Below are 24,401 nucleotides of genomic sequence, written 5' to 3'. Positions count from 1 at the left end.
GATTGATTTTTTAAGTAAGTCAATCTCTTTTGTTGTCTAAAAATAAAAAGGGGGTTGCTTAGGATGGAAGAAAATAAACAAGATTTACTCTTATTACAAGCGCAGCAAGCAGTTGATGAACGTGCCTGGTCACAAGCGTTAGCCTTATATGAAGAACTGTATCAAATCGAACAAAATTTGGCAGTGAATCAACAACTGGTTAACTTAGCGGTCCGCTTAGAACAATTTCAGTTAGCCCAACAATATTTATTGGACTATGTTGAAAAGTATTTGGGGACCAATGATGATGTTGACAATGTGATTTTAATTTTTACTAAAAACCAAAACTATATTTTATGTCATGAAATTATCAATAAAATTACGAGCCCAACCCTTTATCAACATACACAGCAAGCATTAACTTTGAAGGAAGATGAGGCCCGCACAATTTTGCAAGCAACCTTTAAAGCCCGGGCCCGGGAATTTAAATATTTAGGGATGCACGATTTTGCCGCCCAATATCATAGTTATCAAACTGGTTTACAATTGCCATTACGTGAACATCTCGCGATTGCACGTAATCTATTATTGGATGAAGATGTTAGCGATTTAGTGCGTATTACAATTTTAGCCTCATTTATGGCGCTAAAAGTTAAAGACGAGGTCAGTTTTTTATGGCTCGATAATACGGTTTATACGCGTAAGTTCAGTGAATTAGTGCCACCATTGGCAACTGAAACGGCCTTTATTATTCAAGATACGTTGTATGAAGAGTTAGAAAATACCGATCCAGTAACTTTAGCAGGGCTAGAACAAAATATTATTTTACGAATTCGGGCAGCTTTTCCGTTTGTGGAACAAGTGATTACTGATCCAGTAACATGGACTAAATATCAAATTGCCCGTTTCCGGGGTGAAGAGTTACCGGATTTAAATGAAAATGATATTCGTTGGCTGTTAAAATTTGACGCATTATTTGCCAAAATTGGTAATTAATCCAGAAAATAGCAGGAATTTATTTTTTACAGTATGTTTTTATTTACAAAGTTAGATGGTATTTATATAATAATTAAGGCTTTCCAAAAGATATCAACCAGAAAATTGAATTTTCTTGTTTGTGTTCTTGGTGGATTGTAGTATAATTGAATGCATAGGATTGAGATAAATCAATCGCTTTGCAAATTTTAGGAGGATTTTCATTTTGGCTAAAGAACATTATGAACGCACAAAACCACACGTTAACATCGGTACTATCGGACACGTTGACCACGGTAAAACTACTTTAACTGCCGCTATCTCAAAGGTATTGGCTGACAAAGGTTTGGCTAAGCAAGCTGACTTCGCAGCTATCGATGCTGCTCCAGAAGAACGTGAACGTGGTATCACTATCAACACTGCTCACATCGAGTACGAAACTGAAGCACGTCACTACGCTCACATCGATGCCCCTGGACACGCCGATTACGTTAAGAACATGATCACTGGTGCCGCACAAATGGATGGTGCCATCCTTGTTGTTGCCGCTACTGATGGTCCTATGCCACAAACTCGTGAACACATCCTTTTGGCTCACCAAGTTGGTGTTGACTACCTTATCGTATTCTTGAACAAGACTGACCTTGTTGATGATGAAGAACTTATCGACCTTGTTGAAATGGAAGTTCGTGAATTACTTAGCGAATACGATTTCCCAGGTGACGATGTTCCATTTATCCGTGGATCAGCTCTTGGTGCCCTTAACGGTGATGCTGAACAAGTTAAGGTTATCGAAGAACTTATGGATACTGTTGACTCATACATCCCAACTCCAGACCGTGACACTGACAAGCCTTTCTTGATGCCAGTTGAAGACGTATTTACTATCACTGGTCGTGGTACTGTTGCATCAGGTCGTATCGACCGTGGTGTTGTTAAAGTTGGTGATGCAGTTGAAATCGTTGGTTTGAAGGATGAAGCAGCTTCAACTACTGTTACTGGTGTTGAAATGTTCCGTAAGACTATGGACATGGGTGAAGCCGGTGATAACATCGGTGCATTGCTCCGTGGGGTTTCACGTGACGATATCGAACGTGGTCAAGTTTTGGCTAAACCAGGTTCAATCCAAACTCACAAGAACTTCAAGGCTGAAGTTTATGTTCTTTCTAAAGAAGAAGGTGGTCGTCACACTCCATTCTTCTCAAACTACCGTCCACAATTCTACTTCCACACTACTGACGTTACTGGTGTTATCGAATTGCCAGAAGGTGTAGAAATGGTTATGCCTGGTGATAACGTTACTTTCACTGTTGAATTGATCAGCCCTGTTGCCATTGAAAAGGGTCTTAAATTCACTGTTCGTGAAGGTGGCCGTACTGTTGGTGCCGGTGTTGTTTCAGAAATCGAAGACTAATCTTTTAGTTTAATCGGTTCTTGATTTAACAAGGACAACTTTCGAAAAAGGATTTGCATTTTATGCAAATCCTTTTTTTATTGCTTTAAGGGCGAAAGACACGGTTTTTTAAAGCCGTGATGAAAGCCCATATCTTCAAATTATTTTTCCTTATAGTTCTGATTAAATATGTTATAATCTGCCTATTCAAAGTAAAGGAATTGACGAAATCATGCTTAACTTAACATCAACAACGGAATATGTCTACGTCCGTCACTATCGTATCGTAACTACCCCAGCGTTGATGTTAAAGCATCAGCATGGGTTACACGTTCAAAATAAATTGCATAACTATGCCGTTAAATATTTGGAAAAAACATACGGACGTAAACACGTGTTACGCCCTTTCCCCAGAACATTAACCGCTAAACAGTTTTTAGTTGCAGAAATTGCCGGCAAATTTGCTAAAGATTGCTATGCTTTAGATCGTTGGAACGCTAATAAAATTGGCTTGCACTCGCAAGGTGCACGGTTGTTTTTGCTGACATTACTAACTAATTTTAGCCAGTACCGCAAAACCTTGTTTAAAGCTTTTAAAATGAGTAGCCAAGAAAAGAGCGACTATAAAAATAATGAACATGGTAACAACGCAAAGCATAGGTCGTGGTATCGTAAAGGCTCACTCAACTTCTTACGTAAAAACAATTCCTACAAAACGATTTCATTGCCTGATAACAAGCAAATTAAAGTGGTTTCAAACCACGGTATTAAGATACAAGATTTTGGGGTACTACAAGTTGTTGAAAATATTAAAAACCTTGCTAATAAACAGATTGTGATTTCTAAATTAAAGCTAAAAGGCAATGGACACTACGAATTACAATTAGTAATCCGTGAACAAGTTGCGCGTAAGCAACCTGATAGCAAAATCGGCGTTGATTGGAATATGAAAGATAATAAAATTTTTCATACTTCAGCGGATCAAACGCATTATCTTGCCACTGCGATTGCAGACCAGGCAGATTATTTAGAAGCCCAAATTAATACTGTAAAATCCAGACGCGACAAACTGATTTGGTTGGGGGGCACTAGCCAACGGTTGATTAAGCTAAATCAGCAGATTAAATATTTAAATATTAAACGGACCAATATCTTGGATGAAACTTATAAAAAATTAGCACGGGCGCTGTTCCAAGCTACCGATTTAGTTGTTGTTGAACAACTCGATAGTAAGGAAATGCGGGCCGTAAAACGAACCAATACGGGGTTAAACCGGAAACTCGCAAAAATCAAACCTTATCGGCTCATGGCATTAATTGAAATGACCGCTAATAAAACCGGTAAAACGTTGATCCGCGTTGATAGTTACAAAACATCTCAAGTTGAATACGGTACCGAATTTGCAGAAAAACACCCCGTGGCCGTACGTGAATGGCGCTCAAAACACACTGGAAACATGATTTCACGAGATTTAAATGCTGCTAAAAATATTTTGGCATGGGGCTTAGACCCAGAAAAACACATCAAATTAAAAGACTACCCAGCGATTAAGCCAAGTAGTCTGATTGCAATAAATTAGTTTTAAGATAGGCGAAACAGAACCTGGTCGTCTTGAAAGGCTTTGAGGGCGGATATGTGCGTATCACTTTGAGCGTGCAAAATAAGTGCGATATATCCAACGAGTTCCAATGTGGAAACCACTTGTAAAAGTGCATTGCCTAAACGTTTTCAATTAAAAATTGAAGCTCGTTCATTCATGGACGAGTAGTTCACATCAAAATAACAAAAAAGGCCGAAATATCGGCCTATTACTGGTTTTATATTTGCATATAATAGTTAGTATGTTAAACTATTATTCGTATGTATTAAACATTGAAAACAATGAATTAGCTGCAGCAATTCATTTATTGGAGGAATTAACGCATGGTTGCAACAAACGCACAATTTACTAAGGGTGATGGTAACAAAGGTACATTATCTTTTGAAATCCCAGTTGAAGTATACACTGATGGTATTAACAAGGCTTTTGATCGTGTAAAGGGTCAAGTTAACATTCCAGGTTTCCGTAAGGGTAAAATGCCAAAGGCACTTTTCATCAAGCAATTTGGTGAAGAATCATTATACCAAGACGCATTGAACATTGTTTTAGGTGACATTTATGAAGCCGCTGTTCTTGAAGCTGGTATTAACCCAGTTGGTCAACCAAACATCGACGCAGATTCAATGGAAAAGGGTCAACCTTGGAAGTTGCACGCTGAAGTTGAAATTGCACCTGAAATCGAATTAGGTGATTACAAGGGCTTAGCAGTTCCTAAGCAAAGCACACGTGTAACTGCTAAAGAAGTTGATGCTGAAATTGAAAAGTTACGTGCTTCTCAAGCTGAACTCGTATTGAAGGAAGATGCAGCTGCTGAAAACGGCGACACTGTTGTAATCGACTTTGACGGTTCTGTTGATGGCGTACACTTCGATGGTGGTAAGGGTGAAAACTTCTCACTTGAATTAGGTTCAGGTCAATTCATCCCTGGCTTTGAAGACCAACTTGTTGGCCACAAAGCTGGTGAAGATGTAAACGTAAACGTTAAATTCCCAGCAGATTACCAAGCTGAAAACTTAGCTGACAAAGATGCTTTGTTTGAAGTTAAAATTCACGAAATCAAGACTAAAGAATTGCCTGCTTTAGACGACGAATTTGCTAAGGATGTTAACGAAGATGTTGACTCACTTGACGAATTGAAGACTGTTACTAAGGCTAACTTGAAGGAAGCTAAGCAACAAGCTGCTAAAGACGCTATCGAAGAAGCTGCAATTACTAAGGCTGTTGACAACGCAACTGTTGTTGGTGGTGATGTTCCTGCCGCAATGATCGAAGCTGATGTGCACCGTCAAATGGACCAATACCTTGGTAACATGCAACAACAAGGTATCAACCCAGAAATGTACTTCCAATTAACTGGAACTACACAAGAAGACTTGCACAAGCAATTCGAAGAAGGCGCAGCCAACCGTGTTAAGACTAACCTTGTTTTAGAAGCTATTGTAGCTGCTGAAAACATTGAAGGTACTGACGCTGAAGTTGATGCTGAAGTTAAAGACTTAGCTGCTCAATACGGTATCGATGAAGAAGCTGTTCGTCAAGCCTTGACACCAGCAATGTTGAAACACGATATCGCAATCAAGAAGGTTGTTGACTTAATCGTTGATTCAGCTAAGGAAGAAGCTTAATTTTAAATTAGCACTTCAATCGTTATCAAATACTTGATAATTTAACCCCGCATTATCCTATTGGATAAATGTGGGGTTTTTAATAACAAAAGCGACTTAATTTTACGAAAGTTTTTAATAGTAGTTAACTTTAGTTGTGATATGGTACAATTTAACTAATGAATTTTTTGACAGGAGGCATTGCCAATGCTTGATACGACTGATCCAATGGGACCAATCATCTGTTCATTTTGTGGTAAGTCACAAGATGAAGTGCAAAAGATAATCGCTGGACCAGGGGTTTTCATTTGTAATGAATGTATTACCCTTGCAAAATCAATTATTGATGAAGAAGTCCGCCACGATGCCGCTGAGGAGGTAATTGATTTACCAACGCCGCGCCAAATTGTGGATGCTTTAAATAAATATGTTGTTGGTCAAGAGAACGCTAAACGCACATTAGCCGTGGCGGTGTACAACCACTATAAACGGATTAATGATACTTTAGTTGGTGAAGGTGATATTGAGTTACAAAAATCAAATATCGCCGTTATTGGACCAACTGGGTCAGGTAAAACATACTTGGCACAAAGCTTAGCTCGAATTTTGGATGTGCCATTTGCGATTGCAGATGCGACAACCTTAACGGAAGCCGGGTATGTTGGTGAAGACGTTGAAAATATTTTGCTTAAGTTATTGCAAAATGCGGATTACGATGTTGACCGGGCCCAACGGGGAATTATCTACATTGATGAAATTGACAAGATTGCTAAGAAATCTGAAAATGTTTCAATTACCCGGGATGTTTCTGGTGAAGGGGTTCAACAAGCCCTCTTAAAAATCCTTGAAGGTACCATTGCCAATGTACCACCTCAAGGGGGCCGTAAACACCCACAACAAGAATTTATTCAAGTCGACACGACTAACATCTTGTTCATCGTTGGTGGAGCCTTTGATGGTATCGAAACAATGGTTAAAGAGCGTCTAGGGGATAAAGTAATTGGGTTTGGTACTGACTCAAGTAAATTAGCACAATTGCATTCATTGGAAGAAAAAACGATTATGCAACAAGTTATTCCAGAAGACTTGATGTCATTTGGTTTGATTCCTGAATTTATTGGTCGGTTACCAATTTTAACCGCGCTTGAAAAATTAGACGAGGATGATTTGGTTCGTATTTTAACTGAACCTAAAAATGCCTTGGTTAAGCAATATGTAGCGTTAATTGAAATGGAAGATGTTGAACTTGAATTTACGACGGAAGCATTACATGCAATGGCGCACTTAGCGATTACACGTAATACTGGGGCTCGTGGTTTACGTTCAATCATTGAAGAAGTAATGCGCGACATTATGTTTGATTTACCTAGTCGCGATGATATTAAAAAAGTGATTGTGGATGAAGACACTGTCAATCGCCATGCTGAACCACAATTAGTTTTGGCTAGCGAATAAACATCAATATTTTAAGTAACTAAATTCGAGGGTTTGTGACCGAACCAGTTAGCTAGGAGTACGCTCTGCTAGTATGGGATTTGTCACAAGCCCTTTTTTTGTGTTTGATAACAAATATTGCTAAATATGGTAAGATTGTCTGGTATACTAGATAAGTTAATTTAAATCGATTTATTGTAGTCAAATTTTAAAACATAGATGGGAGAATATTATGGATGTACACAACGTTGCCTTAACAATTAGTGCGGTAGGGCCTAAACAATATCCAACAAATGAATTACCAGAAATTGCGTTAGTAGGACGTTCAAATGTTGGTAAATCATCACTTACAAATACTTTAATTAATCGTAAAAGTTTTGCGCGGACTTCATCACAACCTGGTAAGACTCAAACTTTGAACTTTTATAATGTTGAAGATCAAGTTTACTTTGTCGACGTTCCAGGTTATGGTTACGCGAAAGTTTCTAAAACGGAACGTGAAAAGTGGGGCTTCATGATTGAAGAATATCTAAGCACACGGCAACAATTACGTGGGGTTGTGAGCTTAGTTGATGCCCGTCATGCACCATCAGAAGATGATATCAATATGTACAACTGGTTATTGTATTTTGATATTCCCGTGTTAGTCGTGGCTACTAAAGCGGATAAAATTGCCCGTGGTAAGTGGAATAAAGCGGAATCAACCATTAAAAAAGCGCTCCAATTTGATAATTCAAAGAGCGATTTTATGATGTTTTCTTCAGTTACTAAAGATGGTAAAGATGCCGTTTGGAACTGGATTGAAGATCGGATGGCCGATGAAGTGGTTGAAATCGCGGGTCCTGAGGAGATTGATTAATTATGGAATTTAATGATTATCAAAAAGCCGCTAACCGGACATTATTTGGGACCGAAACGGTTTTAACTAATTTAGGGCTAGGATTAGCTTCTGAAACTGGTCAAATTACCTACATGATGAAACAATACAGTTTTGAAGGGGCCCAACTTGACAAGACTGCCTTGACGCATGAAATTGGAGATGCTTTGTGGTATTTATCGCAAATTGCCGAGTGGGCTGATATTGATTTTGAAGCCGCTGCCCAAGAAAATTTGGCAGCCCTTAACCAACGCTATCCAGATAATAAAACAAATTAAAAAAACGAGCGCGATGCGCTCGTTTTTTATTTGCAAATATAAATTATGCTTTTTTATCAGTCGTGTTCGTTGTGGGTTGTTCGCTACGGCCGAGGGCTTTGTTTTTAGCATCTTTATCCGCATCATCAAGGGGTAAAGTGATAAAGTCACCAAGCATTTTATCAAAGTTTGTTTCGCGTTTTACAGTTAAAGCCATATTAGTGGGTACTCCTTTAAATTTAGCTATTTGCCATAGTGTAGCATCTTTTAGATTAAAATGATAATGAAAAATTTATTACAAATAATTACTAATTTTTTGTAAGCAAACTACTAGCCTAAATGCGCAAACGATGATAGAATAATACTCAATCGAAAGATAATGACGGAGGAATTTATAATGGCTGTTTTAGAAACTACCGATGCAACATTTGAAAAAGACACCGCAACTGGTGTAACGCTTACTGATTTCTGGGCTACTTGGTGTGGTCCTTGTCGCATGCAAAGCCCTGTTATTGATGCTTTATCAGAAGAATTAGGCGATAAAGTAACTTTCAACAAGATGGACGTTGATGCTAACCAAGCTACGCCACAAGAATTTGGTATTATGTCAATTCCAACTTTACTTGTTAAAAAAGATGGTGAAGTTGTGGAAACAATTATTGGTTACCACTCAAAAGAACAACTTACACAAGTGTTGGATCAATACATCGACTAATTTAAAGTTAATTTAAAAAAAGAAGCAAAACCTTAAAGGGTTTGCTTCTTTTTTTTGACCTTTTTGCAACGGTCCACGTATTTTGTTGAAGATTAAAAAGGAGGTAAGCAAGGAATGAAATGGTGGGAAAAACTAAAGCAAAATTATCGAATCATGGCCTTTGGAGTGATTGCGTTATTGGCACTGATTAGTCTTGTGATTGGGATAATCGCGAAACCAACAGCACATGAGCCCCATAATGATTTTAAATCATTAAATAAGGCCGCATTGGCAAGCACAACACGGGTAAGTTCAGCTGCAACTGCGGCCACTTCCAGAAAAGAACAAGTCCGAGCCTATGTTGACGTCAAAGGAGCGGTAGCCCATCCAGGTGTGTATCCGCTAGTGACTGATGCACGGCTGGAAACGGTACTTGCTCTAGCTGGGGGGGCTTTAGCAACGGCCGATTTAAATCAACTAAACTTGGCCCAAACAGTTAAAGATCAACAGATTGTGTATGTCCCTAAAAAAGGTGAACAGATACCGGTTCAATTGCAAATGAATCAAGGCCTGTCAACCGGAAATACTAGCAACGCAACCGCTAACCTAGGTGGGGGCGCTAGTGGTTCAAACCATAAAATTGTTAATTTGAATACAGCTACGAAAGAGGATCTCCAAACACTGACGGGTGTTGGGGCACGTAAAGCTGATGCAATTTTGCAATATCGGCAAGAACATGGCCAATTTAAAACTATCGACGAGTTAAAGGAAGTCGATGGCATTGGTGAAAAAACGTTTATTAAACTGAAACCATACTTAGGCGTTTAAACGATGATATGGGTGCCTAAAACGATGCAGTTTGCTATAATAAAAACCATATTTTATTTTACAGGAGAAAACAGCATGCAAGAACGAATTTCATGGGATGAATATTTCATGCTCCAAGCAGTTGCATTGGCATCACGTTCAACGTGTACCCGCTTATCAGTCGGGGCCGTCTTAGTGCGCGATAAACGCTTGATTGCTAGTGGGTATAATGGCTCAGTTGAAGGAGACGCCCATTGTATTGACGAAGGTGATTTAATTGTTGATGGTCACTGTATTCGGACGATCCATGCCGAACAAAATGCTTTATTACAATGTGCTAAATATGGAGTACCGGTTGAAGGCGCAGAAGTTTACGTAACTGATTTCCCATGTGCCACTTGTACAAAAATGTTGTTACAAGCCGGAATTAAAAAAATTAACTATCTCCGTAATTATCGGAATGATGATTTTGCGATGCATTTAATTAATTTGAAAAATGTTGAATTGAATCAAGTTCATTTTTCACCAAACTCACAGGACGCTGTGGATTTAGCTAAATTTACTAATTAATGACCAATCGTTGGATTTTTCCAGCGCTAGGCACGCTTGTAATCGCTGTCTCTATCCTCGGACAGTATTGGTGGGCAAGCGTGGCGGTCTTAGTATTATTTGGTCGATTATGTTTTTTAAAAGAACCCCTGGTTGTAATCGTAACTATGATGATCGGCGGTTTTTTTTATTGCTGGATTAACAATTTTGTCAATGCTAATCAGCTTGAATTACAGCAAGTGCAACAACAAACTGGCCAAAGCGTGACAACGCAGCTGACAGTATGGGTTGATGAATATGATGTTGATGGTAATGTCGTTAAGTTGATTGCCCAGTTACCATCAACTGATACCAAACTCGTTATCAATGCCCGCATTGTGGAAGCAAAAATTCAAAAACAATTACAACGTGCGACGGGTCAAGTTACGCTTACCGTCAAAGGACGCTTGCAAGCCCTTGATGCGGCGACTAATCCGGGCCAATTTGATAGTCGGCAATTTTATGCTTTGCAAAAAATTAATGCGACGTTAAGTAAGGCGGAAGTAATTGCCGTTACGCAGCCGCCAACTTCCCAATCGATTAATGGATGGATTCATCAGGCCCGGCAAAACGTGCTTCAATATTTTGAAGCATTACCGCCGGCGTTAAGGTATTACGGTGAAACGTTAATTTTAGGCTATATTCGGGCCGATTTTTATCAAGCTAATCAAGGTATTCGCGAATTAGGGTTACTACATTTATTTAGTATTTCGGGTTTTCAAGTCACGATGTTGATTAGTTTATTAACGTGTTTTTTTGGTAAATTACGTGTCCCAACGGCAATTACCGCAGTCCTAATCTTGAGTATTTTACCCCTTTATTATGTATTTTCAGGTAGTATTCCGTCATTAATCCGCGCTATTATCATTGGGATGTTAGCCCAAGGATTAATTTTATTAAAGTGGCGCGTATCAGCCTTAGATACTTGGAGTCTAAGTTTACTAGGGGGCGTATTTTTTGAACCGGGTATTTTAGGAATGCTTGGAGGGCAATTATCATATTTATTGGCCTTGGCGTTAATTTTTATGCGCGGATTAAAATTTTGGCAAGAAATTGTCATGATGAACTTAGTCACGTTGCCGGTATTGTTGTATACCACTTATCAAACCCATTTGCTGGCATTCTTAGCCAATTTTATTTTTATCCCAGTGTTTACCCACTTAATTGTGCCCTTAACTACTTTAGGGGTCATTACTTATCCAATTGTGCCCCCCGTTGCCCGTGGAATTGATTATTTAATTGCGCAGTTAAGTAGTTTAATTACGTGGTTAAGTAAATTACCGGGGAACATTATTTTTGGTCAATTTAATTGGGCGCTTGCATTAGCGGCGACTGGTTTGACCTTTTATTTAATGCAGCATTTTAAGAGTCGCCGGGGTTGGGTGGGGTTGTTAAGTTTATATGCCATTGGGTTTATTGGCCTAAAAATACCATTACACGGGACCGTGGCTTTTGTTGATGTTGGTCAAGGGGATAGCATCGTCATTCAGACGCCTTATCGCCGGGAGGTCACATTGATTGATACAGGTGGTCGCTTAGCATTACCAGTCGAACACCAATGGCAACAACGCAGTAAACAGGCTAAAAGTAATGCCGAGATGTTTTTAGTGCCATATTTAATGCAGCAAGGAATTGCTAATATCCAGCAAATTATTTTAACCCATGCGGATGCCGATCATGCCGGCGATGTTGAAGTGCTACTCAAGACGTTTCGAGTTCATTATTTATATGTCGGTCAAGGGATGGAAAGCATGTTAAAATATCAGCAATTAGCACTAAAATATCATGTGCAATTAGTTGGTATTCATACAGGCCAACAACTGCCGCAACTACCGTTACAAGTTTTATGGCCCAAAATACCGGGACAGGGGAAAAATGAAGATTCAGTGGTGACCCGCGGTAAGTTTGGTCGCTTAACTTTTTTGTTTATGGGTGATTTAGATCGCGCCAATGAGTTATGCATCCCGGCAGTGCAAATTAAGAATACCGATGTAATTAAATTAGGCCACCATGGGAGTAAAACGAGTAGCGGCGCCCAGTTTTTAGAAACCGTTCAACCACAAGTGGCGATTATTTCTGCCGGCCGCGATAATCGGTATCATCACCCCCATGAAGAAACGTTAATGACATTAGCCCAAACTAAAATTCCGTATTTTAGTACCGCTAGAGATGGTATGATTAAATATGAATGGTCACTAGTTGGTGATCGTTGGTCGAAAATGAAAAGTGAGTAACAATTTATGAATATACAAGATTTAACCAACCAAATAACGAGTTCGCCACAGCCAGTCTATTTAGTGCAAAGTGAACAGTTATATCTTTTAGAAAAAGCTCGGCAAGCCTTTAAAAGTCTGATTGCACCCGAAGAACAAGCCATGAACTATGCTAGTTATGATATGGATGAAGTTGATTTGGAAATTGCGTTAGCTGATGCAGCGACAATTCCGTTTTTTGGTGACCGCCGCGTGGTAATTTTAGAAAAACCGGTGTTTCTAACGGGTGAAACTAAAAAACAACGGGCTAATCATAATTTAGAGGCCTTGCTGACTTATTTGGAACACCCGGAACCTGATACTGCTTTGGTATTTTTAGCACCTTACGAGAAGCTTGATAAGCGTAAAAAGGTGGTTAAGACATTACTAAAAGAAGCCACAGTTTTTGATTTTGGTAATATATCTGAACGGGATATTCAAACATTAATTAATAATGATATTAGCGAACATGGCTTTAAAATCGACCAACAAGCCCTGAATCTCTTAATTCAACGCACCAATGCTGATTTAACGATTATTATGCAGGAGTTGGGTAAGTTATATTTATATTGTTATCAAGAAAAGATGATTACGGCACCAGCAGTGGCGGACTTAGTTACGAAATCATTAACTGAGAATGTGTTTGATTTGGTGACAGCCGTATTGGCCCGTAAAACAAGTACGGCCTTAACGCTGTATCATGAACTACGTGCGAACGGTGAAGAGCCAATTAAAATGAATGCATTATTATTAGGTCAATTTCGCTTACTTTTGCAAGTAAAAGGGTTAATGCCAAAAGTTCGCAATGAAAAAGATTTAGCAACCCAATTAAAAGTTCATCCATATCGAGTTAAGTTGGCTAATCAAGCTAGTCGCAAATTTTCATTACAAAATTTAAGTCAAGCGTATCTTGGTTTATATGACTTGGAAAAGCAATTAAAGAGTACCCAACGGGATCCGGAAATGCTGTTTGAATTATTTATGATTAATTTCGTGAATAACTAAATGTTTTACTTGCATTAACCTAAAGGAACGTGTAATATTATAAAGGTGTTAAAGAGCACAGCCTCTTACTTAGTTTATCGGTTCACCGTCGATTTACTCGGTTTTTGGAATAAATAAAGAAAGGTGGAAATAACCCATGGCTATTTCACAAGCACGTAAGAACGAACTTATTAAGCAATTTGGTCGTCACGAAGGCGATACTGGTTCTGTTGAAGTTCAAGTTGCAGTCCTTACTGAAGACATCAACGAATTGAACGCACACTTCTCAATTCACAAGCACGACTTCCACTCACAACGTGGTTTAATGAAGAAGATCGGTCACCGTCGTAACTTATTACGTTACCTCCGTAACTCAGATGTTCAACGTTACCGTGAATTGATTAAGGCACTTGGTTTACGTCGTTAATATTTATATTAATTTCGTGAATTAACTGCTATCTAACAGAAAAAAGACCAGGAGGAATTATCAATGCCAGTTATTGAATCTTCAATCCAACGTGTCCGCACTAACGAAAAAGCGCAAGCTCGTCGTGCTTCTCAATTGAGCTCATACCGTACTCAAGTTAAGAAGTTCGTTGCCGCTGCTGCTGCCGGTGCTGACAATGCTCAAGACTTATACGTTGCTGCTTCTTCAGCAATTGATAAAGCTGCAAGCAAAGGTTTGATCAAAAAGAACAAAGCATCACGTGACAAGTCACGTTTGGCTGCTAAGTTAAGCAAGTAATTGCAATTTAAGAAGTTCTATGATGAATTAGTTCATCGTAGAACTTTTTTTGTGCAATAAATCATTTTAATTAGCTATACCGGTTGCCCCGGCTTTCGCTTTAATGATACTATTTTAAGTAGAAATTAAAAGAAATCAGGGATACATATAATGGATGGACATAAATTATCGCAACGCCTTGCTGCGGTTGCGCAAATGGTACCAAAAGGGGCTCGTGTAGCCGATATTGGCTCAGATCATGCCTACTTACCAGTAAATTTACTTTTAAATAATAAAATTGATTTTGCTGTTGCTGGTGAAGTTGCGGTTGGACCAATGAAAAATGCTGCTTCAGAAGTTAACAAGCAAGGTTTTCAAGATAAGATTATCGTACGCTTGGCTGATGGTTTAGCTGCTATTGAACCAAGTGATGCGATTGATACAGTTGTAATTGCAGGAATGGGCGGGATTTTAATTAGCAAGATTTTGGATGCCGGTCCCCGGTTTGAAACATTAATTTTACAACCAAATACTGATGAAGCAACCGTACGTGAATGGTTAGAAAACCATGATTATCAAATTGTGGCGGAAGATATTATCGCCGAAGATAATCATACTTATGAATTAATTAAAGCGGTTCCCGGTGCCATGAATTTATCAGCCCATGAAAAACAATTTGGCCCATATCTAAGTACGGAACAATCAGCTGTTTGGCGGGCTAAATGGGAACATGAACTAAGTCGGAAAGAAAAGGTTTTAGGCTTCTTACAAGCAGCAACCCCAGTCCATGAAGATCGGATTGCTGAAACTAAAGCCGAAATCGCTACGATTCAAGAGGTACTCAAATGACAGTAATTCGCGGATATGAACTTGTTCAACGTCTAGAAGAATTTGCACCGTTGGCCCTTGCAGAAAGCTGGGATCATAGTGGGCTCCAAATTGGGGATTTAAAAAAGCCAATTCATAAAGTAATGACAACCTTGGATGTCCGCCCTGAAGTGGTCCAAGAAGCAATTGCTGAAGGAGTGGACTTTATTTTAGCGCATCATCCGGTGATGTTTAAACCCGCCTATGATTTAGATTTAGCAAATCCCCAAAATCGTATGTATGCAGATTTATTACGGCATAATATCACGGTGTATGCCGCACATACTAATTTGGATAAAGTTAGTGATGGGATGAATGACTGGTTAGCGCAAATTATTGGCTTACCAGAAACAACCCCGCTAATTCCTGAAGCCCACCAACCAGAAATTGGGTTAGGTCGCATTGGTAATTTACCAGCCCCAACGTTATTAAAGGACTTTGCGAGTCGGTTACGGCAAACGTTTAAAGTTGAGCATGTGCGTTTAATTACTACGGATACTGATCAATTTATTAAGCGTGTGGCGATTATTGGGGGTTCTGGTTCCGAATTTTATACCGAAGCAAAAGCGCAAGGAGCCGATGTTTTAGTAACGGCTGATGTGAGCTATCACGTCGCCCATGATATTTTATCAAGTGGGGTTTCTGTAATCGATCCAGGTCACCATATGGAATTTTGGATGAAAACAGCAATGCAACAATTTATTAAAGATTGGGCAAATGATGCCGAATGGGAATTAGATGTAGTACAATCTAATATAAACACGGATCCATTCCGATTTGTTTAAGTCAAAGAAAGAGGTATAAGCAATTGGCTAAATACGAAAATTTAGTACCACGTTTTATCAAATATGCGAAAGTTAACACTCGCTCAAATGAGGAGTCAACGACTGTTCCATCAGATCCTAAGGAAGTTGCGTTCTTAGCAGATTTAGCAACTGAATTAAAGACAATTGGTTTGCAAAATGTGCGAACTATGAAAGATGGTTATGTTTTTGCCGAGTTAGCAAGTAACATCGATAAAGATGTACCAACGATTGGTTTTATTTCACACGTTGATACTGCCGATTTCAATTCTGAAAACGTGCAACCACAAATCCACGAAAACTATGACGGTAAGTCAGATCTTAAGTTGAGTGATGAATGGACTTTGAGCCAAGCCGAATTCCCTAACATGAAGAACTATGAAGGTCACACTTTAATTACTTCAGACGGTAGCACTTTACTTGGTGCCGATGACAAAGCTGGGGTAGCAGAAATTATTGCTGCGATGGAATACTTGATTGCTAACCCTGACGTTAAGCACGGAACAATCAAAGTAGCCTTTGGTCCTGACGAAGAAATCGGGATTGGTGCTGATAACTTTGATACGAAAGAATTTGGGGCTGACTTTGCCTACACGGTTGATGGTGGTCCATTGGGTGAATTGGAATGGGAGACTTTCAATGCGGCTGATGCTAAAATCTCAGTGCAAGGTAAAAATGTCCACCCTGGTTCAGCTAAAGACACAATGATCAATGCAATTCAAGTTGTGATGGATTTCCACGCAGCATTACCAGAACACGATCGTCCAGAACACACTGAAGGGACTGAAGGTTTCTGGCACGTAATGCAAATTGGTGGTTCACCAGAAGCAGCTACCATTCGTTACATTGTTCGTGACCATGACCGTCAAAAATTTGAAGAACGTAAGCAATTACTTCTTACAATCGCTGACAAGATGAATGCTGACTTTGGTACTGACCGAATCAACGTCGAAATCAAAGACCAATACTTTAACATGGGTGAAGTTTTAAAAGACGACATGCGTTCAGTTGACTTAGCAGCTAATGCCATGAAAGCTCTTGATATTAAGCCATTAATCGAACCAGTTCGTGGTGGTACTGATGGTTCTAAGATTACTTTCCTTGGCACACCAACACCAAACCTCTTTGCTGGTGGTGAAAACATGCACTCACGTTTCGAATTTGTTTCTGCTCAAGTTATGGAACAAGCAGTTGACACTTTATTAAAGATTTCAGAATTAAATATTGCTGACTAATTGCTAGCAAATAAAAAAAGTTCGGGATATCCCGAACTTTTTTTATTGTTGTTTGTTGGCACCAGTTGAAATTTTTGAAAAGACAATTGCCCCGGCAAGGCCAATAACAATGGCCCAAACGGCGATGAAGGCTGGTGAGTATGCACCACCTTCAAGAGCGTGGCCAATGTAACCAATAATTTCTCCGAAAATCAATGCCCAAAAAGCACCCATAAAGTATTTCATAACTTTCACCTTTTCGTTTATTAATAATTTCACTATTAGTTTACGCTCTCTATATTTAAATGCAAGTGGAAAAGTTTTTGCTATAATAAAATTAACAACTCAGATGACGACTTAAATAATTGAAAGGGGGAGCGATAATGAGTTATTTTCCAATCCAAGCATTAAGCGCCTATAGCTTATTGAAAAGTCCAACAACCCCCCAAGGGTTAGTAACAAAAGCTAAAGCACTCGGTTACCAAAATATTGCCTTAACGGATATTGATGTGATGTATGGAGTGGTTGATTTTTATAATGCGGCAATCGCTGCTAAACTGAAACCAATTTTAGGTTTAACCTTAAAAGTTAATGGGCTTGTTAATCAAAACACAATTGGCTCGATTATTTTAATTGCCAAAAATGCTCAAGGTTATCAAAATTTGATGAAAATTTCATCATATAAGATGACGTTAACCAATCCCGCAGAGGCCAATTTAGCCGCCATTGCACCATTTTTAAGCGACCTCTTTGTGATTAGTCCCGTCGGTGGTGAAATTGATCAGCTCATCCAACAAAGCCAGGTTGAATTAGCAACCCAAGTAGCCCACCACTTAATGGCGCTATTTGATGCTGCTGCCGTCTATTTAGGGATTAACCTAACCCAATCAGCTAAGCACCGGGAACAATTACAAGCGTTTAGCGCCCAAGTCAACTTGCCGTTAGTAGTTGATGAACCAGTCCATTATTTAGAACCTACCGATTATTTCGCTAGTAGGGTGTTACAGGCAATTGATGCCAATATTGTTTTAACTAATTTAGGCCAAAGCCGTGGTGAAGTTGGCGCGGACTATTTAAAACCCTTTACTAATGTGCAAACGGCCTATGCGAATGCCGGTTTGACGACGGCTTTTAATAATAATACCCAGTTAGCAGATCAAATTGCGGTGGATTTAAAATTTAAGCAACCGCAATTACCGACGTTCCCCTTACCAACCGGTACGGATACGCGCGAGTATTTAGCTGAAATTAGCCAGGCTGGCTTGCGCAAACGGGGCTTAACTAGTTCGGAGTATCAAGCACGCTTGACCCATGAATTAACTGTAATTGATCAATTGGGTTTCAATGATTACTTTTTAATTGTATGGGATGTCATGGAGTGGGCCCACCAACAAAAAATTCAAACTGGTCCTGGGCGCGGATCAGCAGCGGGGTCATTAGTTGCCTATGCTTTAGCGATTACGGATGTTGATCCAATCGCATATGATTTATTGTTTGAACGGTTTTTAAATCCTGAGCGGGCGCAAATGCCCGATATTGATTTGGATTTACCTGATAACCGGCGTGAAGAAGTGTTGAATTATGTTCACGATAAATATGGGCATACCCATGTCGCCCAAATCATTACGTTTGGGACGTTAGCGGCAAAACAAGTTATTCGCGATACTGGCCGGGTTTTTGGTTATACGCAACCGCAACTAGCACAATTGGCCAAAGCCTTGCCAAATGCCGCACATGTTACGTTAGCGAATGTCATTGAAAAATCACGGGCCTTTCAAAACGTGATTAATGATTTACCAAACGGTCCCTTACTATTAAATGTGGCTCAACAGCTAGAAGGGTTACCCCGTAATTATAGTACGCATGCGGCGGGGGTTGTGATTTCACAAGGCCCATTGACCGATATTGTCCCTGTGCAAACGGGACCAGATAACCGGTTAATGACGCAGCTACCTAAAAACCCTGTTGAAGCATTAGGGTTGCTTAAAATGGATTTTTTAGGGTTACGAAATTTGACCTTGTTAGCAACGACCCTTAGTGCAATTCATACTAGCCAACCAGATTTTGATTTAGATAAAATTCCTTATGATGATCAAGCAACCTTAGCGCTTTTTCAAACGGCCAAGACTAACGGGGTTTTTCAATTTGAATCTGACGGTATCAAACAAGTTTTACGGCAATTACAGCCTGATTCATTTGAAATGATTGCGGCTGTTAATGCTCTGTTTCGACCAGGTCCGATGGAGAATATCTCTCAATTTGTTGCCCGCAAGCATGGGCAAGAGCCGGTGACATATCCCGATGAAGTTTTAGCCCCTATTTTAGCGCCGACTTTTGGGATTATTGTTTACCAAGAACAAGTTATGCGGGTCGCATCAGCCTTAGCGGGATTTACTTTGGCGCAAGCTGATATGTTACGCCGGGCGATTAGTAAAAAAGATGCTCAGAAAATTAATGTTTTGCGGCAACAATTTATTGATGGCGCCAGTGCGCTAGGCCATGCCCGTGAAGTGGCAATCACCGTGTATGATTATATTGAAGCATTTGCTAATTATGGTTTTAACCGGTCACATGCCGTGGCATATTCGAAAATGGCCTATCAACTAGCGTTTTTAAAAGTTCATTTTCCACGGGAATTTTTTATCGCCCTTATTAATGCCAATGCTGGTAATGATGCGAAAGTTGGCGTCTATATCCAAGAACTCCGGCAAGCTGGGGTTACGGTCGTGGGCCCTGATATTAATCGTAGTACGCGCGACTTTGCGAGTGCCGATGGAGCGGTCCGCTTTGGATTGTCCGCAATTAAAGGGTTACGCAGCGATTTTATTAATGAGCTATTGATAGAACGCGATACCAATGGCCGCTTTGAAAGTTTACCAAACTTGATTAGTCGGTTAAGTGATAAATGGCGGAATGAAACGCTAATTACGGCCTTAATTAAAGCCGGGGCTTGCGATAACTTAGGCTATAATCGTAAAGAGCTTTTACAGGCGTTAAATGGCATTCTTGAAGCGGTTGGGCTATCAGGTAGCTCGATGTCGTTATTTGCCAGCATGGCCCCTAAAATTGCGAAACTACCAGATTTTTCATTAGCGGAAAAATTAGCCATGGAAGTTGAGATGCTCGGTGTTTATGTCTCAGCGCACCCCGTTGAACAATACCGTAAATTAGCACAACAAATTGATTTAACAACGATTAATCAGTTACACGTTGATGAAAAAGTTAATTTAGTGATATTAATCACAAGGATTCATACAATTCGGACCAAAACCGGTAAAGAAATGGCATTTTTAACGGCCACTGATCAAACAGGAGAAATTAGTATTACACTCTTTCCTAACTTATATCAACAACTTAAAAAGCAAATTGCAACCGGCCAAGTGTTTGTTTTACGTGGTAAAGTTGAGCAAAATCGGGAGCTACAAATTGTAGCAGATTACATGAAATTAGCGCGTGACATTAAAGTTAAAAATAATGCTAATATAAGTGAAAATCCGCAAGGACAGTGGTTTTTGAAGATCGCCAAAGATAAAAATCAAACCGTAATTGAAAATGAATTACGGCAAATTTTACAAGCAAATCCTGGTGAAAATCCGGTGATTATCGTCTATGAAATTGATAATCGTAAAATTTTAATGCCAAAGCAGTGGTGGCTTAAAAAAAATCAACAATTGATGCAATCGCTTACATCGTTGTTAGGACAAGGAAACGTGATTTTTAAGGAAAAGTAAGTCGGATTTTTTAGTCAAGAAGGCTCATATTTAGCAATAAAATGTGTTATCATACACAAGGAATGAAAATTTATAGTTATATCTAAGGAGATATGTTACGTCATGAAAAAGACCAAGATTGTTGCTACACTTGGACCTGCAAGTTCTGATGTCGATACTATTGTTAGCTTGATTGAAAACGGTGCAAATGTTTTCCGTTTCAACTTCTCACACGGTGACCACGAAGAACACCTCGGCCGTATGAACGCGGTTCGTGAAGCTGAAAAGATCACAGGAAAGACTGTTGGTTTCTTACTTGATACTAAGGGTGCGGAAATCCGTACTACTAAGCAAGGTACTGAAACTGGTAAGATCGAATTTAACGCCGGCGACCAATTACGTATTGGTATGGATGCTACTGCTGAAAAGCTTGGTAGCAAAGAAAAGATTTTTGTTACTTACGAAAACCTTTTTGACGACGTTCAAATCGGTGGCCACGTACTTTTCGATGATGGTCGTATTGACATGCAAATCGATTCTAAGGACGATGCAACTCGTGAATTAGTTGTAACTGTTCAAAACCCAGGTCTTCTTGGTTCACGTAAGGGTGTTAACGCACCTGGTGTGTCAATTAACTTACCTGGTATCACTGAAAAAGATGCTGATGACATCCGTTTTGGTCTTGACCAAGGTATCAGCTTCATTGCTGCTTCATTCGTTCGTAAGCCTGAAGACGTGCTCGAAATCCGTGCATTGTTGAAGGAAAAGAACAAGGAAGACGTTCAAATCTTCCCTAAGATTGAATCACAAGAAGGTATCGACAACTGGGCTGAAATCGAAAAGGTTTCTGATGGTTTAATGATTGCTCGTGGGGACATGGGTATCGAAATTCCACCTGAAAATGTTCCTTTGGTTCAAAAAGACTTGATCCGTTCAATGAACGCTGCTGGTAAGGCAGTTATCACTTCAACTGATATGTTGGACTCAATGCAAGAAAAACCACGTCCAACTCGTGCCGAAGCTTCTGACGTTGCCAATGCCGTATTTGATGGTACTGACGCAACAATGCTTTCAGGTGAATCAGCTAACGGTAACTACCCTAAGGAAGCTGTTGCTATGATGGCTAACATCAACATGAAGGCTGAATCAGCATTGGCTGAAAATGGTCGCATGGTTGATAACTTGTTTGACGCAACTGATGTTACTGAATCAGTTGCTGCGGCCGTTGCATCTGCTGCGAAGAACTTGAACATCAAGACTATCGTTGCTGCAACTGCTTCAGGTTACACTGCGAAGATGATTTCTAAGCACCGTCCAAATGCTGACATCTTGGCAATTACTTTCAGTGAACGCGTGCAACGTGCCTTGACTATGTCATGGGGTGTTGAACCGGTGATCACTGAAGAACCTGCTAACACAGATGAAATGATTGCCTTGGCTAAGAAGGTTGCGGTTGAACGCGGTCTTGCTAAGAAGGGTGATAACATCATCGTGACTGCTGGTATTCCAGTTGCTACTACTGGTACTACTAACATCATGACTATCCAAACGATTGATTAATTAAAGAAAGCAATGTTTGCTAATTTAGTGAACATTGAAAAAGCCGATTACATTTTGTAATCGGCTTTTTATTTGCTATTTTTTTGCTTAGCTTGGCAAGTCGGGCAGACCCCAAAGACTTCGACGGCCGCATGATCAATTTGATAATCAGTATGCGCTTGGGCGTGGTCTAAGAGTGGATTAAAACTAAAGTCAAAGACATCTTCAATCCGCCCACAAACACTACAGATGACGTGATAATGGGGGTGTGCAAAGTAATCAAAATGCTGCTTATCATCATTACTAGCTAAATTGACCACAAGATGATGCTCAATAAATAAATCTAACGTGTTATAGACAGTCGCTAAACTAAGATTAGCATCTGCCGCTTTTAAGGTGTTAAATATCTCTTCGGCCGTGGGATGATTATGTTGGGTAATTAAATAATTTAAAATGAGTGAACGTTGCCTAGTAATCCGCAGTCCTTTTTGGCGGAGGAAGTCAAGGGCGTTTTCGAGTTCGTGAGTAGTCAATACGAGACCTTCTTTCATATAAATTAGACCTTGTACTTTTTATAAAAAAGTGCTATTATTTTATTTAGAATAATTCTAAATAAGAAATATACTAACTCTATTATAGCGTAAGAAGGGCGAAAAATGAATGTAAAAGAAGAACCGATGCAACAAGTTAAAAAAATTAGTTTGGCACAAAAAATTAATATTTTACGAGCTAGCGTGATGGGGGCCAATGATGGTATTTTATCCGTGGCTGCGATTGTTATTGGGGTTGCAGGGGCCCGGACAAGCAGTTTTGCCATTTTGATTTCGGGATTAGCGGGCATGCTTGCCGGAACGGTTTCGATGGCAATGGGTGAATATGTATCGGTTAATTCACAAAAAGATACCCAAAAAGCGGCTATTCAAACCCAAGCGGCGGCATTAAAAGCTAATTATGCAGCTGAATATCAATTTGTGGAACAAAAATACATTGCACAAGGGATTTCTACAAATTTAGCCCATAAGGCGACTGAAGAAATGATGACCGGGGATGCATTAGCAACAGTTGTTCGGGAACGGTATGGCTTTGAAATTAATGATTTTACTAATCCGTATGCAGCAGCGTTGGCTTCGATGATTTCATTTCCCTTAGGATCAATTTTACCGTTAGTTGCGATTACCTTGTTGCCAAAAACATTTAATATTGGCGGGACATTTATCGCGGTGGCCATCGCCTTATTAATTACTGGTTACTTAGCGGCGCGTTTAGGGAATGCGGATCCAAAACGGGGGATGCTACGGAACTTTGTAAGTGGTGTTATAACGATGTTGGTGACTTTTTTAATGGGTTACCTTGTAAGCTTATAATGGAGTGAAATCATGGCTAAAAAACAAAATATGGATGAACGTTTAAACGCAATTCGGGCCGGTGTCTTAGGCTCAAATGATGGAATTTTAACAGTTGTTGGCGTGTTATTTAGTGTGGCTGCAGCTACGCCTAATCGGTTTACGATTTTATTAGCTGGCTTTGCTGACTTAGTTGCATGTGCTTTTTCAATGGCTGGTGGTGAATATGCTTCCGTTAGTTCACAAAGTGATACCGAAAAAGCAGCCGTTGCATTAGAAGAACGTAACTTAAAGGACGATTATCAAGGCCAATTAGGCGCAGTGGCTGAGCACTATGTTAGTCGGGGCGTTAGTCAAGGAACTGCCAATGCGATTGCCGCCGAATTATTGATGAAACAACCATTAGCAACCGTGGTGAATGTTAAATATAATATTGATTTAGGCCATTATATGAATCCGATTGAAGCGGCGGTGGCATCGCTTGTATCTGCTGCTTTAGCAGGGTTACTACCATTAATTGCGATGCTTTTTTTACCGCCCGATTTACGGTTTTGGGGCACAATTATCGTCACAGCATTAACTGCGGGTATTATCGGTTATTTAAGTGCAAAAATTGGACAAGGGCTTGTTAAACGTGCGATTATTAGAAATGTAATCATTAGTTTAATTACTATTGCGATTCACTATGGCATTGGCTTACTTTTTTAAAAGTTATGCAAGGTTTCTGTTTCGTTTTAGTAATATATTTTACAACAAC

24 protein-coding genes are annotated in these 24,401 nt (G+C 39.6%); 21 read left to right on the top strand and 3 right to left on the bottom strand.

Annotated elements, in window-relative coordinates; genetic code table 11:
* Window positions 1-63 precede the first annotated feature (63 nt).
* The 7 genes from LQZ76_RS03075 to LQZ76_RS03045 all read left to right on the top strand — a co-directional run bounded on the left by LQZ76_RS03075 (window position 64) and on the right by LQZ76_RS03045 (window position 8,140).
* The gene (locus LQZ76_RS03075) at window positions 64-975 is read left to right on the top strand and encodes a hypothetical protein (protein WP_230098301.1); all 912 of its coding nucleotides are present in this window, start codon (window positions 64-66) and stop codon (window positions 973-975) included.
* 205 nt (window positions 976-1,180) lie between these two features.
* On the top strand, window positions 1,181-2,368 hold the full coding sequence (gene tuf, locus LQZ76_RS03070) for an elongation factor Tu (RefSeq protein ID WP_230098300.1): 1,188 nt from the start codon (window positions 1,181-1,183) through the stop codon (window positions 2,366-2,368).
* A 211-nt stretch (window positions 2,369-2,579) separates the two neighbouring features.
* The gene (locus LQZ76_RS03065; protein ID WP_230098299.1) at window positions 2,580-3,926 is read left to right on the top strand and encodes an RNA-guided endonuclease TnpB family protein; all 1,347 of its coding nucleotides are present in this window, start codon (window positions 2,580-2,582) and stop codon (window positions 3,924-3,926) included.
* A 344-nt stretch (window positions 3,927-4,270) separates the two neighbouring features.
* Window positions 4,271-5,572, top strand: coding sequence for a trigger factor (tig, locus tag LQZ76_RS03060; RefSeq protein WP_230098298.1), 1,302 nt, complete (start codon window positions 4,271-4,273; stop codon window positions 5,570-5,572).
* A 186-nt stretch (window positions 5,573-5,758) separates the two neighbouring features.
* Window positions 5,759-7,006 (top strand): ATP-dependent Clp protease ATP-binding subunit ClpX, encoded by a 1,248-nt coding sequence (gene clpX, locus LQZ76_RS03055; protein WP_230098297.1) that lies wholly within the window; start codon window positions 5,759-5,761, stop codon window positions 7,004-7,006.
* A gap of 211 nt (window positions 7,007-7,217) precedes the next feature.
* A complete protein-coding gene (gene yihA, locus LQZ76_RS03050) occupies window positions 7,218-7,844 on the top strand; it encodes a ribosome biogenesis GTP-binding protein YihA/YsxC (protein ID WP_230098296.1) in 627 nt (208 codons plus the stop codon).
* A gap of 2 nt (window positions 7,845-7,846) precedes the next feature.
* Window positions 7,847-8,140, top strand: a complete 294-nt coding sequence (locus LQZ76_RS03045; RefSeq protein ID WP_230098295.1) for a nucleoside triphosphate pyrophosphohydrolase family protein — start codon at window positions 7,847-7,849, stop codon at window positions 8,138-8,140.
* Window positions 8,141-8,183: 43 nt separating this feature from the next.
* On the opposite strand, the gene LQZ76_RS03040 is transcribed toward LQZ76_RS03045, so the two are convergent.
* On the bottom strand, window positions 8,184-8,336 hold the full coding sequence (locus LQZ76_RS03040; protein WP_230098294.1) for an SPJ_0845 family protein: 153 nt from the start codon (window positions 8,334-8,336) through the stop codon (window positions 8,184-8,186).
* A 180-nt stretch (window positions 8,337-8,516) separates the two neighbouring features.
* Between LQZ76_RS03040 and trxA the strand changes: the two genes are divergently transcribed.
* The 10 genes from trxA to pepT all read left to right on the top strand — a co-directional run bounded on the left by trxA (window position 8,517) and on the right by pepT (window position 17,073).
* Complete coding sequence (trxA, locus tag LQZ76_RS03035) at window positions 8,517-8,834, top strand: thioredoxin (RefSeq protein ID WP_230096432.1); 318 nt, start codon at window positions 8,517-8,519, stop codon at window positions 8,832-8,834.
* Window positions 8,835-8,948: 114 nt separating this feature from the next.
* Complete coding sequence (locus tag LQZ76_RS03030; protein WP_230098293.1) at window positions 8,949-9,641, top strand: ComEA family DNA-binding protein; 693 nt, start codon at window positions 8,949-8,951, stop codon at window positions 9,639-9,641.
* 75 nt (window positions 9,642-9,716) lie between these two features.
* Window positions 9,717-10,190 carry a ComE operon protein 2 gene (locus LQZ76_RS03025; RefSeq protein WP_230098292.1) on the top strand — a complete coding sequence of 158 codons (474 nt, stop codon included), beginning with the start codon at window positions 9,717-9,719 and terminating at the stop codon, window positions 10,188-10,190.
* On the top strand, window positions 10,190-12,442 hold the full coding sequence (locus tag LQZ76_RS03020; RefSeq protein ID WP_230098291.1) for a DNA internalization-related competence protein ComEC/Rec2: 2,253 nt from the start codon (window positions 10,190-10,192) through the stop codon (window positions 12,440-12,442). The genes LQZ76_RS03025 and LQZ76_RS03020 overlap by 1 nt, the downstream gene beginning before the upstream one ends.
* Window positions 12,443-12,448: 6 nt before the next feature.
* Entirely contained in the window at window positions 12,449-13,465 is a 1,017-nt protein-coding gene (gene holA / locus LQZ76_RS03015) for a DNA polymerase III subunit delta (RefSeq protein WP_230098290.1), read from the top strand.
* Window positions 13,466-13,601: 136 nt separating this feature from the next.
* Window positions 13,602-13,871 carry a 30S ribosomal protein S15 gene (gene rpsO / locus LQZ76_RS03010; RefSeq protein WP_168722447.1) on the top strand — a complete coding sequence of 90 codons (270 nt, stop codon included), beginning with the start codon at window positions 13,602-13,604 and terminating at the stop codon, window positions 13,869-13,871.
* A 63-nt stretch (window positions 13,872-13,934) separates the two neighbouring features.
* Window positions 13,935-14,189 carry a 30S ribosomal protein S20 gene (gene rpsT / locus LQZ76_RS03005; RefSeq protein WP_230098289.1) on the top strand — a complete coding sequence of 85 codons (255 nt, stop codon included), beginning with the start codon at window positions 13,935-13,937 and terminating at the stop codon, window positions 14,187-14,189.
* 150 nt (window positions 14,190-14,339) lie between these two features.
* On the top strand, window positions 14,340-15,017 hold the full coding sequence (locus LQZ76_RS03000) for a tRNA (adenine(22)-N(1))-methyltransferase (RefSeq protein ID WP_230098288.1): 678 nt from the start codon (window positions 14,340-14,342) through the stop codon (window positions 15,015-15,017).
* On the top strand, window positions 15,014-15,820 hold the full coding sequence (locus LQZ76_RS02995) for a Nif3-like dinuclear metal center hexameric protein (protein WP_230098287.1): 807 nt from the start codon (window positions 15,014-15,016) through the stop codon (window positions 15,818-15,820). The genes LQZ76_RS03000 and LQZ76_RS02995 overlap by 4 nt, the downstream gene beginning before the upstream one ends.
* Window positions 15,821-15,843: 23 nt before the next feature.
* Window positions 15,844-17,073 (top strand): peptidase T, encoded by a 1,230-nt coding sequence (gene pepT, locus LQZ76_RS02990; RefSeq protein ID WP_230098286.1) that lies wholly within the window; start codon window positions 15,844-15,846, stop codon window positions 17,071-17,073.
* Window positions 17,074-17,115: 42 nt separating this feature from the next.
* On the opposite strand, the gene LQZ76_RS02985 is transcribed toward pepT, so the two are convergent.
* Window positions 17,116-17,298, bottom strand: coding sequence for a DUF2929 family protein (locus tag LQZ76_RS02985; protein WP_230098285.1), 183 nt, complete (start codon window positions 17,296-17,298; stop codon window positions 17,116-17,118).
* Window positions 17,299-17,435: 137 nt separating this feature from the next.
* Between LQZ76_RS02985 and dnaE the strand changes: the two genes are divergently transcribed.
* Window positions 17,436-20,783: a DNA polymerase III subunit alpha gene (gene dnaE / locus LQZ76_RS02980; RefSeq protein WP_230098284.1), complete on the top strand. Its 3,348-nt coding sequence runs from the start codon at window positions 17,436-17,438 to the stop codon at window positions 20,781-20,783.
* A 102-nt stretch (window positions 20,784-20,885) separates the two neighbouring features.
* Window positions 20,886-22,322, top strand: coding sequence for a pyruvate kinase (gene pyk, locus LQZ76_RS02975; RefSeq protein WP_349304831.1), 1,437 nt, complete (start codon window positions 20,886-20,888; stop codon window positions 22,320-22,322).
* 68 nt (window positions 22,323-22,390) lie between these two features.
* On the opposite strand, the gene LQZ76_RS02970 is transcribed toward pyk, so the two are convergent.
* Window positions 22,391-22,852, bottom strand: a complete 462-nt coding sequence (locus tag LQZ76_RS02970) for a Fur family transcriptional regulator (RefSeq protein ID WP_230098283.1) — start codon at window positions 22,850-22,852, stop codon at window positions 22,391-22,393.
* A gap of 105 nt (window positions 22,853-22,957) precedes the next feature.
* On the opposite strand from LQZ76_RS02970, the gene LQZ76_RS02965 reads away from it, so the two are divergent.
* Together LQZ76_RS02965 and LQZ76_RS02960 are read left to right on the top strand one after the other, a co-directional pair.
* Window positions 22,958-23,665, top strand: a complete 708-nt coding sequence (locus tag LQZ76_RS02965; protein WP_230098282.1) for a VIT1/CCC1 transporter family protein — start codon at window positions 22,958-22,960, stop codon at window positions 23,663-23,665.
* A gap of 12 nt (window positions 23,666-23,677) precedes the next feature.
* Complete coding sequence (locus LQZ76_RS02960) at window positions 23,678-24,352, top strand: VIT1/CCC1 transporter family protein (protein WP_230098281.1); 675 nt, start codon at window positions 23,678-23,680, stop codon at window positions 24,350-24,352.
* The last annotated feature ends 49 nt before the right edge of the window (window positions 24,353-24,401 follow it).

This window comes from Periweissella ghanensis, assembly GCF_918814755.1.
Classification (GTDB): Bacteria; Bacillota; Bacilli; order Lactobacillales; family Lactobacillaceae; genus Periweissella; species Periweissella ghanensis.
Note: the sequence above shows the minus strand (reverse complement) of the source record. Positions and strands in the feature narration are given on the sequence as shown.

What these genes read in the sequence shown, in the direction of transcription:
- LQZ76_RS03075 (WP_230098301.1), top strand. Translation starts at nt 64, where the DNA reads ATGGAAGAAAATAAACAAGATTTACTCTTATTACAAGCGCAGCAAGCA.
- LQZ76_RS03065 (WP_230098299.1), top strand. Translation starts at nt 2,580, where the DNA reads ATGCTTAACTTAACATCAACAACGGAATATGTCTACGTCCGTCACTAT.
- tig (WP_230098298.1), top strand. Translation starts at nt 4,271, where the DNA reads ATGGTTGCAACAAACGCACAATTTACTAAGGGTGATGGTAACAAAGGT.
- clpX (WP_230098297.1), top strand. Translation starts at nt 5,759, where the DNA reads ATGCTTGATACGACTGATCCAATGGGACCAATCATCTGTTCATTTTGT.
- yihA (WP_230098296.1), top strand. Translation starts at nt 7,218, where the DNA reads ATGGATGTACACAACGTTGCCTTAACAATTAGTGCGGTAGGGCCTAAA.
- LQZ76_RS03045 (WP_230098295.1), top strand. Translation starts at nt 7,847, where the DNA reads ATGGAATTTAATGATTATCAAAAAGCCGCTAACCGGACATTATTTGGG.
- LQZ76_RS03040 (WP_230098294.1), bottom strand. Translation starts at nt 8,336, where the DNA reads ATGGCTTTAACTGTAAAACGCGAAACAAACTTTGATAAAATGCTTGGT.
- trxA (WP_230096432.1), top strand. Translation starts at nt 8,517, where the DNA reads ATGGCTGTTTTAGAAACTACCGATGCAACATTTGAAAAAGACACCGCA.
- LQZ76_RS03030 (WP_230098293.1), top strand. Translation starts at nt 8,949, where the DNA reads ATGAAATGGTGGGAAAAACTAAAGCAAAATTATCGAATCATGGCCTTT.
- LQZ76_RS03025 (WP_230098292.1), top strand. Translation starts at nt 9,717, where the DNA reads ATGCAAGAACGAATTTCATGGGATGAATATTTCATGCTCCAAGCAGTT.
- LQZ76_RS03020 (WP_230098291.1), top strand. Translation starts at nt 10,190, where the DNA reads ATGACCAATCGTTGGATTTTTCCAGCGCTAGGCACGCTTGTAATCGCT.
- holA (WP_230098290.1), top strand. Translation starts at nt 12,449, where the DNA reads ATGAATATACAAGATTTAACCAACCAAATAACGAGTTCGCCACAGCCA.
- rpsO (WP_168722447.1), top strand. Translation starts at nt 13,602, where the DNA reads ATGGCTATTTCACAAGCACGTAAGAACGAACTTATTAAGCAATTTGGT.
- rpsT (WP_230098289.1), top strand. Translation starts at nt 13,935, where the DNA reads ATGCCAGTTATTGAATCTTCAATCCAACGTGTCCGCACTAACGAAAAA.
- LQZ76_RS03000 (WP_230098288.1), top strand. Translation starts at nt 14,340, where the DNA reads ATGGATGGACATAAATTATCGCAACGCCTTGCTGCGGTTGCGCAAATG.
- LQZ76_RS02995 (WP_230098287.1), top strand. Translation starts at nt 15,014, where the DNA reads ATGACAGTAATTCGCGGATATGAACTTGTTCAACGTCTAGAAGAATTT.
- LQZ76_RS02985 (WP_230098285.1), bottom strand. Translation starts at nt 17,298, where the DNA reads ATGAAATACTTTATGGGTGCTTTTTGGGCATTGATTTTCGGAGAAATT.
- dnaE (WP_230098284.1), top strand. Translation starts at nt 17,436, where the DNA reads ATGAGTTATTTTCCAATCCAAGCATTAAGCGCCTATAGCTTATTGAAA.
- pyk (WP_349304831.1), top strand. Translation starts at nt 20,886, where the DNA reads ATGAAAAAGACCAAGATTGTTGCTACACTTGGACCTGCAAGTTCTGAT.
- LQZ76_RS02970 (WP_230098283.1), bottom strand. Translation starts at nt 22,852, where the DNA reads ATGAAAGAAGGTCTCGTATTGACTACTCACGAACTCGAAAACGCCCTT.
- LQZ76_RS02965 (WP_230098282.1), top strand. Translation starts at nt 22,958, where the DNA reads ATGAATGTAAAAGAAGAACCGATGCAACAAGTTAAAAAAATTAGTTTG.
- LQZ76_RS02960 (WP_230098281.1), top strand. Translation starts at nt 23,678, where the DNA reads ATGGCTAAAAAACAAAATATGGATGAACGTTTAAACGCAATTCGGGCC.